This window comes from Leptolyngbya cf. ectocarpi LEGE 11479 (assembly GCF_015207065.1).
Taxonomy (GTDB): domain Bacteria; phylum Cyanobacteriota; class Cyanobacteriia; order Phormidesmidales; family Phormidesmidaceae; genus Leptothoe; species Leptothoe ectocarpi.
In genome coordinates, this window is record NZ_JADEXP010000260.1 from 1 (window position 1) to 9,223 (window position 9,223).

Sequence of the window (9,223 nt, forward strand, 5' to 3'; positions counted from 1 at the left end):
AGACAGGCTTTATTCATGCCGTTAGCCGCTGCATTGATAGCCGCGCGACCGCCAGCCGTATGGTGTAGCGGTCGCGGGTTCAGACTCAGAGGTTTAGGAACTGACTGGGTAGGAGAAGCCGCCGTAAACCCACCCAGATTGTTCAATCCCCTGATTTGCCTCGCCTGGCTAGCGGTTCGAGGTGGGTTAGGACGTGATGCTGCTGGAGCTTGATAAGCGTGCCTTAGAAACTCTCTGGCCCCACTTGTTGTTATAGGTGCTGCTGGGCTAGGCATCTTAATTTATGCAATGAAGTCAACATTTACCGGAGCCGTGATCACCTCTTTTACAGCTTGGTATTCCATGCTGTAAACAGCACTTGAATGATCCTCGTTTAGAAGAAAGGCACAACGAAAAACCAAACGAAAATCTTTTTGATGAGAAACAAACGGCCCGTTTCGCTCAAACTGTGGCTGAATGCCACTATCACCAGTGACGACACTCGGGGGGCGCTCGTTGTAGTCCATTGCATAGCCGTGAGCATTTAAAGCCGTACATCCCCATGCGACCAGCTTCTCATAGGTATCAATATCTGAGGGGATGTGAGATGTTTGGAACTGCATAAAGATTTTTTGATGCTGCAACCGTAAAATGCCCAGTTCACGGTTATCAGTATTCAGCGAATTGCTAACATTAACCAAAGATCGCCCCTATCCCTTACCTAGAGAAGGATAGAGCCGACATAGCACAAAAAGATGGGCCTATTCCCTAATAGAAACTCAATGGGCTTATTGCCTAATAGGAAAAACCAGCTACTGAGGTGATGAACCTCCAAGACACTCTCCACATCAAAGAATTGTAGCGCCCCCCATCAGGCATCCCCGTGCCGCCCAGTCTGCCTGCCAACTTTTCCAGCACTACCCATCGGGCAGTGCTATTTACCATGTCCTGCTAGGACACCCTAGTCATATCCGTCAGACCATCTACCTGCGGCACAATTTACGCTATGTTGAATCCAGCCAGTGGAGACCGCTGATCGAAATTCCCAAACATCGGTTGATCCTGAGGCCAGAGCCAGACGACATGATAAGCATGCTAGTGCGACGGTTGTGGACTAACAAGCACCCTATCCGGTTTCTACACTGCCTCAAACATCTCCAAAACTGCATCACACCGGGCAACCAAGTCTAAATTGTTCGTACTTTCAAATATTTTCCGTGCCTGCTGAAAAGCGTTGAGAGAATCTTCCATCTGCCCATTCTGTTTCAGAGTTTTGCCTAAAATCACCCACGCTTTAGCTTCTCCAGAGAGAGCACCCTGCTGGTGGCGAAGGTTCACGACCTGCTGAAAGCATTCGATGGCTGGGGTAAGTTGTTTGCAAATAAGATGGATGCTGCCTATATTGTTCCATGATTTACTTTGTAGAGCTAAATCGTTTTGCTGTTTTGCGATAGCCAAAGCTACCTGGTAGTGACTGATTGATTGCTCCCGGTGATGTTGTTGCAGGAATAGATAGGCTAGCTTATCGTGGAGATCGGCCTGATTATTATAGTCGTTCAGGGTTTCTGCAATAGACAAGGCACGTTGAAAACAATGGATGGCAAACATTGGCATCTTGCTGAGAGCATGAATGTTACCCAGGTGGGTCAGGGCTGTTTGTTCGTGGGGGCGGTCGTCTAAGGCTCGAACTAAATCAAGGTGGTGCTCAGCGTATGTTTTAGCCTGATCTAAGTCTGAGAGTGAGGCATAGGCAGTGGCCAAATTGCCGAGGGCATGGGCTTCGCCTCGACGGTCACCGATGTCTCGGGTAATTTTTAGGTCTCCGTTGTAGTAGTCTATGGCTTGCCTAGAGTCGCCTTGGGCATGGTAGACGTTACCAATGTTGCTAAGGGCACGTCCCTCTCCCGCGCGATCGCCGAGCTTGCGGGCGTTGACTAGCCAGGTGTGGTAAGCGTTTAATGCGTTGTCAAGGTCACCTTTTGCAAAGTAAACGTTGCCTAAGTTGTTTTGTAGTTTTGCTTTGCCGTTAGTGTCATCCAGTAGTTCTATAATCTCTTGCTGACACTGGTAGTATTCTAGTGCTTGGTCATATTGTTTTAGCTGGTAATAGCTGGAACCCAAATTGGCAAGTACTGGTACAAGCGCAGATGGGTTACCGATGGTGCGGGCAATGGCCAGCTGCTGTTGATAGTAGTCTATGGCCTGGGGATATTGGCCCAGGCAGTGGTGGGTAAGGCCTGTATTGCCTAGGGCTCTAGCTCGAAGGGCTGGGCTATTTAGTGTTTGACTGATTTGTGTTTCTTGTTGGTTGTAGGTAAGGGCAATGTGGTGATTGCCCAGGCTGTTGTGGGCAATGGCTAGCCCGCTTAGGAGAATGGCGTCCCACTCATCGTTTAGTTTTCCAAGGAGGGGAGTGTATAGTTCGATTTGTTCGTTGTAATATCCCCAGGTTTGTAGTTGGTTGTCGAGTTCTTCTTGGGTTGGTGTATTTAGGCGCAAAGATAGAAGCTGACGGGCCATGGACCAGTTGTTTACATCGCAAGCATGGTGAAAGGCTTGAATGAGTCCTGTGACTTTTTCGAGGTTAGTGCTTGCTTCAGGGGGGTGATATCGCTGGATCCAGTTTAGTATGGCTCGGTACTGGCTGCGATCGGCAGGCGATTTGATTAGGGTTGGGGAGTTTAGGTTCAGGTGGAGTTTGCTTATGATGACATCAGACGGAGGAAGCATCGGAAAGAAGCAGGGTGATGGAGGAGGGATATTTGGAAATTATATCGTTTTGCTCTCTTGGTTTGCCTCAGCCTGAAACGATAAATGTTGAACGATATGTGATAGATAGAACTATTGGTTTTCTCATGAGAAAATCTCTCTTCTTATTTCCGTCCCCTTTCGGGGTAATTGAATTTGAACCTTTGATTACAACTTTTCAGCTGATACTCAAGTTAAGTTTCCGTCCCCTTTCGGGGTAATTGAATTTGAACGTGGAAACGTGGCCAACGTGTTGATAAGTGCAGTTTCCGTCCCCTTTCGGGGTAATTGAATTTGAACGGTTGCTCTTCGTGCGTCACCCCGCACGTACCCGTGTTTCCGTCCCCTTTCGGGGTAATGGGATTTGAACTCGAGATAAGCGTCTAAACAGTCTCGTTGTTCGTGGTGTTTCCGTCCCCTTTCGGGGTAATGGGATTTGAACGAAGAACACGCAGAGACGATTACTCCCGAGGATGGAGGTTTCCGTCCCCTTTCGGGGTAATGGGATTTGAACGAGAAGGCTTAGATGCCACGTTCTACTATAGCCGGTTTCCGTCCCCTTTCGGGGTAATGGGATTTGAACGGTAATCCCGTCCTCCAGCTAGCGTAAGCTAGTCAGGTTTCCGTCCCCTTTCGGGGTAATGGGATTTGAACAGTTTGATTTAGGGATTAACTACGCCCTGTATCTTGTTTCCGTCCCCTTTCGGGGTAATGGGATTTGAACCATGGGTATGACAGCGGCTCTGGCGCAGCCAAAGGTTTCCGTCCCCTTTCGGGGTAATGGAATTTGAACAATCACGCCTTGTGTACGCACGGCATTAAACTGTTTGTTTCCGTCCCCTTTCGGGGTAATGGGATTTGAACGCCGACGGTGAAGTCGATATTATTACCGGTCTCAAGGTTTCCGTCCCCTTTCGGGGTAATGGGATTTGAACCGTCATCTACTGAGTTTGATTTCCGTGGCACTAACCCTGGTTTCCGTCCCCTTTCGGGGTAATGGGATTTGAACCAGCTCCTCCGCGTCCTCCAGCTCCAGCTCCTCGTTTCCGTCCCCTTTCGGGGTAATGGGATTTGAACGTGTATGCACGTTTATGGGCTAACTTCTATAACCATGTTTCCGTCCCCTTTCGGGGTAATGGGATTTGAACGCTTGTATTTTTTGGGTTTTTCGTCGGGCAACCTGTTTCCGTCCCCTTTCGGGGTAATGGGATTTGAACCAGGTTGAAAGTGATCCAGCTGAAGTAGGTGAAGTAGGTTTCCGTCCCCTTTCGGGGTAATGGGATTTGAACGATTATGACGAAACGCAAGGAATCTATAAGCTTGCACGTTTCCGTCCCCTTTCGGGGTAATGGGATTTGAACGATGTTGAAGAAAAGACGATGGCGCTGCTTGAGCAGGTTTCCGTCCCCTTTCGGGGTAATGGGATTTGAACCTGTAAAAGGAGTATGGATTGACCAGTACTAAGATTGTTTCCGTCCCCTTTCGGGGTAATGGGATTTGAACGGGTGATAATATTCAGCATGTTCAAGTTCCTGATTACGTTTCCGTCCCCTTTCGGGGTAATGGGATTTGAACGCGTTCGCTGCGCATGGGTACCTGATGAATGTTTCCGTCCCCTTTCGGGGTAATGGGATTTGAACTATTGACTATAGGTGTCGTAAGGGCAACTTACTTCAAGTTTCCGTCCCCTTTCGGGGTAATGGGATTTGAACTGACAATTCTACGCTTACAGCAAAAAGCTCTGATGGGTTTCCGTCCCCTTTCGGGGTAATGGGATTTGAACGAGTGTGAAGAGTGGAAAAAGGCAAAACGAGCCGAAGTTTCCGTCCCCTTTCGGGGTAATGGGATTTGAACACTTTAGTAGACGGCCTTGGCACAGCGTACAGCACGTTTCCGTCCCCTTTCGGGGTAATGGGATTTGAACCACTGGAATTTCGTGGCTGAAGCAATTGAGGAAAGGGTTTCCGTCCCCTTTCGGGGTAATGGGATTTGAACAGTCAGGATTTCTACGCGGTATTGTTACTTTCCGCATGTTTCCGTCCCCTTTCGGGGTAATGGGATTTGAACCACTGGTGTTTTTGTAAAGGGAGCAACGATTGCACAGGGTTTCCGTCCCCTTTCGGGGTAATGGGATTTGAACCCGGCAAGTTCTGTGGAGGACGATGACGGAGTGTTTGTTTCCGTCCCCTTTCGGGGTAATGGGATTTGAACATTACACTCAAGCTGATGCAGATGCCGGTTGGAATGTTTCCGTCCCCTTTCGGGGTAATGGGATTTGAACTTGTACACTCTGGGTTCACAAAAACCTGCCAGAAAAGTTTCCGTCCCCTTTCGGGGTAATGGGATTTGAACTCGGAACCGGAACGGACACTATCGCTATGAGCAGGTTTCCGTCCCCTTTCGGGGTAATGGGATTTGAACGCAGGGGAGTTTTACTGGGACACTTCCCACTTCAAGTTTCCGTCCCCTTTCGGGGTAATGGGATTTGAACGCCACGATCGCAGGTGCAAACTGGATCGACGGGACTAAGGTTTCCGTCCCCTTTCGGGGTAATGGGATTTGAACCGTTGTTGCTGAACCTCAGCACTAACCCCACTCCTGTTTCCGTCCCCTTTCGGGGTAATGGGATTTGAACACGTCTATTTTGTAATCTATGCTCGTAGTGAACAGTTTCCGTCCCCTTTCGGGGTAATGGGATTTGAACCCCTACCTTTTGAAACCTATACGTAGTAAGGTCTTGAGACCCCCATTTTCGCGGGGGTCTAAGCAAGGGGTCCACAATTGAGAATCAGCTGCAATAAGGCACCCTTGAAAAAGGCTGAAACCTTTGTATACCAGTTGATTCTCTAGGGTTGACGAAATAATGCAGTTTTCAAGGTCCGGCAGACCCCCACGAAATGAGGAGCTATCCCCAAACTTAGCCTGCTTTTTAGACCATGTCCAGCGCTTAAAGCATTTCTTCAGACTTTTTGATGACATGCTCTAATACCTCTCGCACCACACCGCTTGTGCCCCGGCAATTTAAGAGTGCCACCTCACCTGTCAGAGCACCTGATGCTTTCAGGCTGTATACCACATGGGCCACTTCAGTCCCTTACATCAAAAAATGTATAGGCCATTGTCTATTTTAATTCCTCATAGACTGCGAGCTTATCCTAAGTCTGGATGCTTGGCTATGATTTCCTAATGAGGCTGTGGGGTTTTCAATAAAGCTGGTGCAATTCATGAGCAACTCCATTGTCTTTGTGAGAGTCCTTTGTTGATATGGACAAAGAAACGATTGCCCCGTTAAACATCTCTCAAAGTGCCTGTATTTATGAGCAGATACAGGCTCAGATCGCGGCGCGTCGGTCTGGTTTAGCAGCGTATCAGCTAGCTGAGTATAAAGCGGCAAAAAACTGGCTCAGACGCTACCGGCCTGCCGATGAGAGCAACCTGGCTCGGGTAACGGGCTACCTGGAAGCGTTTTATCACTTGGCTCAGGTGGAAGATTGGGACAATGCTCGCGCGATCGCAACTATCCAACTACCCGCCACCCACGACCAGGAGCTGCACCGTCAGCTGTTTGTTTGGGGCTACTATCGCCAGCAGCAGCGGCTTTACAAGTCTCTTTTTGGCCAGGCCGATGCGGCGATGGATCTAGTGTGTCTCAGCGGTTTGGGTAATTTGGAGGATGTGTGGGGAAACATCGACCGGGCGATTGAGTACCACCGTCAGGCGCTGGCACTGGCCCAGATGCTAGAAAGCGCAGAAGCCAGGAGTACGGCTCTGGGAAGTTTGGGCAATGCTTATCTGTCACTTCAAAATTTTGAGCAAGCGATTGACTACTATCAGCAACAGTTAGACCTGGCTGAAATGCTAGAACAGCCGCGTTTGGTAGGGGTAGCCCTGGGCGGGTTAGGCAATGCGTATCGTGAGATCGCAGCCTATAATTTAGCGCTAGACGTGGCCAAACGACGGATTGATATTGCCCAATCTAGCGGAGACCAGCAGGGAGAAGGAGACGGCTACTGTAGTTTGGGTAGTACCTATCTGGCCCAGGGAGAGCTGACCGAGGCGCTGACGGTGCTGGAGCAAGCCCTGACAATTGCCCAGTCTATCGGGTATCGGCTAGGAGAATGTCGGGCGTTGGGTAATTTGGGTTTGGTGTATGGAACATTGCAAAAAGACGATGCTGCCATTGATTGTCTAGAGAAAACACTGGCGCTAGCCAACAAAATCGAAGATAAAGAAGGACGGCAGCAGGCGATTTTACAGTTAGAAGTGCTGTACCGACAGCGAGGAGATACGTTACAGGCAATGGGCTATCAGCAACTGGCCAGAGGTTTTATCAGCGAACCGCTAGAGAGAGCCGCGCTGTTGTTAAACCTGGGGACAGGCTGTCGCAACTTAAATCGCTTGGAAACAGCGATTGACTGCTATCAGGAACTTTTGACGGTAGCCGAACTGGTAGGTGAGGATGAACAGCGGCTGTTGCGAATGATGGGGCTGTATTGTTTAGCATTAACGTATCAGCAACAGGATGAAATAAAACAGGCCTGGCGCTCTTGTCGGCTGGCGTTAGAACTCTCTCATACGTCAGTGGAGCCGCTGGTGGAAAAATGTCTGGATTTACAACAGACGCTAGCGCTAGCGCTGCAGCGGGAGGTGTGATGTGGAAAAGTCGAGCAGCCCGATTACACCACCGGCCCAGGCTATCCTTACTCAGCTAGGCATTCTGCCCTCTAGCCTATCGGAGATGACCTCATGTCTGCGGCGTACCCACTGTCGTGCCATCATCAACTGGCTAACGCGCTATCAGTCAGCCGATGCGTCCCAGCTGGGGCAGGTCAAAGGCTATCTAGAGGCGTTTCATCACCTGTGTGCTATTCAAGAATGGAACCGGGCATATACGCTGATCTCAACTCGGCTTAACACACCCACACGGGATCTGCTCCACTATCAACTTAAGCTTTGGGGCCACTACCAAGAACAGATTGATCTGTTCTCTCAGCTAATTGACCATGTTAATCCTAAGTTGAACAGCGAAGTCAACAATATACTGGGGACGGCCCATCAGTCTCTGGGGAACTACATCCCAGCGCTACAGTACTTCAGGCGTAGCTTAGAGATTCTCAATGAGACGGATGGTACTGACCTAGAAACAGGCTTTGTCATCTGCGGACTGGGGGGTGTTTACTATGCCTTAGGCGACTATCCCAGAGCAATTGAGCATTTTGAAGAATGGCTTCGCATTGCAGGGGCGGCCAATGAGATCCATGGGGTGGGAATTGCTGTGGGTAGTTTGGGCAATGCCTATGAGTCCATGGGAGAGTATGCCAAGGCCCTGGACTATCACCAGCAGCACTATAAGCTTTCTCGCCAACAGGGAGATGTTGAAAATGAGGGGGCAGCCTTAGGAAATCTAGGCAGCGTACATTTCTCACTGGGTCAGTATCCCCAGGCTATTGAACATCACCAGCAACATCTCAACCTGGCTCGGCAAATTGACAATCGCCAGGGCGAAAGCAACGCCCTGGGCGGTCTAGGTAGCGCCTACTATGCTTTAGGAGACTATTCTTTAGCTGCAGACTATTTCGAACAGCAGCTGGCGTTGACAAAAACCATGGGCGATCTGGCCGGAGAGGGCAATGCACTCAGCGGTTTAGGCAACGTTCGCTGCGCTGTGGGTGCCTATGGTGAGGCGCTGGACTATCATCAGCGACACCTGGCCATTGCCCAGCGTATTGGCCACCAGCAGGGGATGACCCACGCCTATGGCAACCTGGGCAATGTTTACAGCGCCCTGGCTGATTATGTGGCCGCTGCCAGCTGCTATCAGCAGCAGCTAACCCTCGCTCGAAAAATTGGTGATCTGATGGCAGAAGGTCTAGCGGCAGGCAGTCTGGGTAAGATTGCTCTGTCTTTAGGGCAATATGCCGAGGCGATGGCGGGGCTAGAACGCCAGTTGGAGATCGCAAAAAAGCTAGGCGATCGCACCCGCGAAGGTCAAACTCTCAGCGATATGGGCAATGTGTATCGCCATTGGGGAGACAGCCGCCGGGCGATCTCGTTTTTGCACCAGGGTCTGCACATCGCGCAGGAACTAGGCGATCGCCAAGGTGAAGCCAATGCCCTGGGCTATCTGGGCAATGCGCACCATACGCTAGGCGAGTATGAACAAGCATTAAGCTGCTATCAGCGTCATTGGGATCTAGCGCTGACCCTATCGGATTTGGCGGGCCAGGGGCGAGCTTTAGAGGGCCTGGGGAATACCTATCAGCAGCTGGGGGATCTGGACCGCGCCCTTGACTGTCATCAGAAAGCGCTGGTGCTGGCAAAACGGATTTGCGATCGCTCAGCTGAAGCAGCGGCATTAGGAAATATTGGCAGTGTGTATGATCAGCGGCACGAGTATGAGCAGGCGATTGAGTATCATCGACAGGATATTGCGCTCAGTCGACAGCTGGGTCAGGATGTGGCTCCCGGTTTGGTCAATTTGGCCAATGCCCAAAGT

Annotated in this window: 4 protein-coding genes and 1 CRISPR repeat array; of the genes, 2 read left to right on the forward strand and 2 right to left on the reverse strand. The window is 50.2% G+C overall.

Annotation, left to right across the window (positions count from 1 at the left end):
- Nucleotides 1-281: 281 nt before the first annotated feature.
- Both IQ260_RS21965 and IQ260_RS21970 read right to left on the reverse strand, forming a co-directional pair.
- On the reverse strand, nucleotides 282-680 hold the full coding sequence (locus tag IQ260_RS21965; RefSeq protein WP_193995227.1) for a hypothetical protein: 399 nt from the start codon (nucleotides 678-680) through the stop codon (nucleotides 282-284).
- 436 nt (nucleotides 681-1,116) lie between these two features.
- Nucleotides 1,117-2,709, reverse strand: a complete 1,593-nt coding sequence (locus IQ260_RS21970; RefSeq protein ID WP_193995228.1) for a tetratricopeptide repeat protein — start codon at nucleotides 2,707-2,709, stop codon at nucleotides 1,117-1,119.
- 145 nt (nucleotides 2,710-2,854) lie between these two features.
- A CRISPR array of direct repeats spans nucleotides 2,855-5,431; the repeat unit is 35 nt; unit sequence GTTTCCGTCCCCTTTCGGGGTAATGGGATTTGAAC.
- 560 nt (nucleotides 5,432-5,991) lie between these two features.
- On the opposite strand from IQ260_RS21970, the gene IQ260_RS21975 reads away from it, so the two are divergent.
- Both IQ260_RS21975 and IQ260_RS21980 read left to right on the forward strand, forming a co-directional pair.
- Nucleotides 5,992-7,380, forward strand: coding sequence for a tetratricopeptide repeat protein (locus IQ260_RS21975; RefSeq protein WP_193995229.1), 1,389 nt, complete (start codon nucleotides 5,992-5,994; stop codon nucleotides 7,378-7,380).
- A 1-nt stretch (nucleotide 7,381) separates the two neighbouring features.
- Nucleotides 7,382-9,223: tetratricopeptide repeat protein (locus IQ260_RS21980; protein WP_193995230.1), on the forward strand; the 1,842-nt coding region annotated here is incomplete at its 3' end.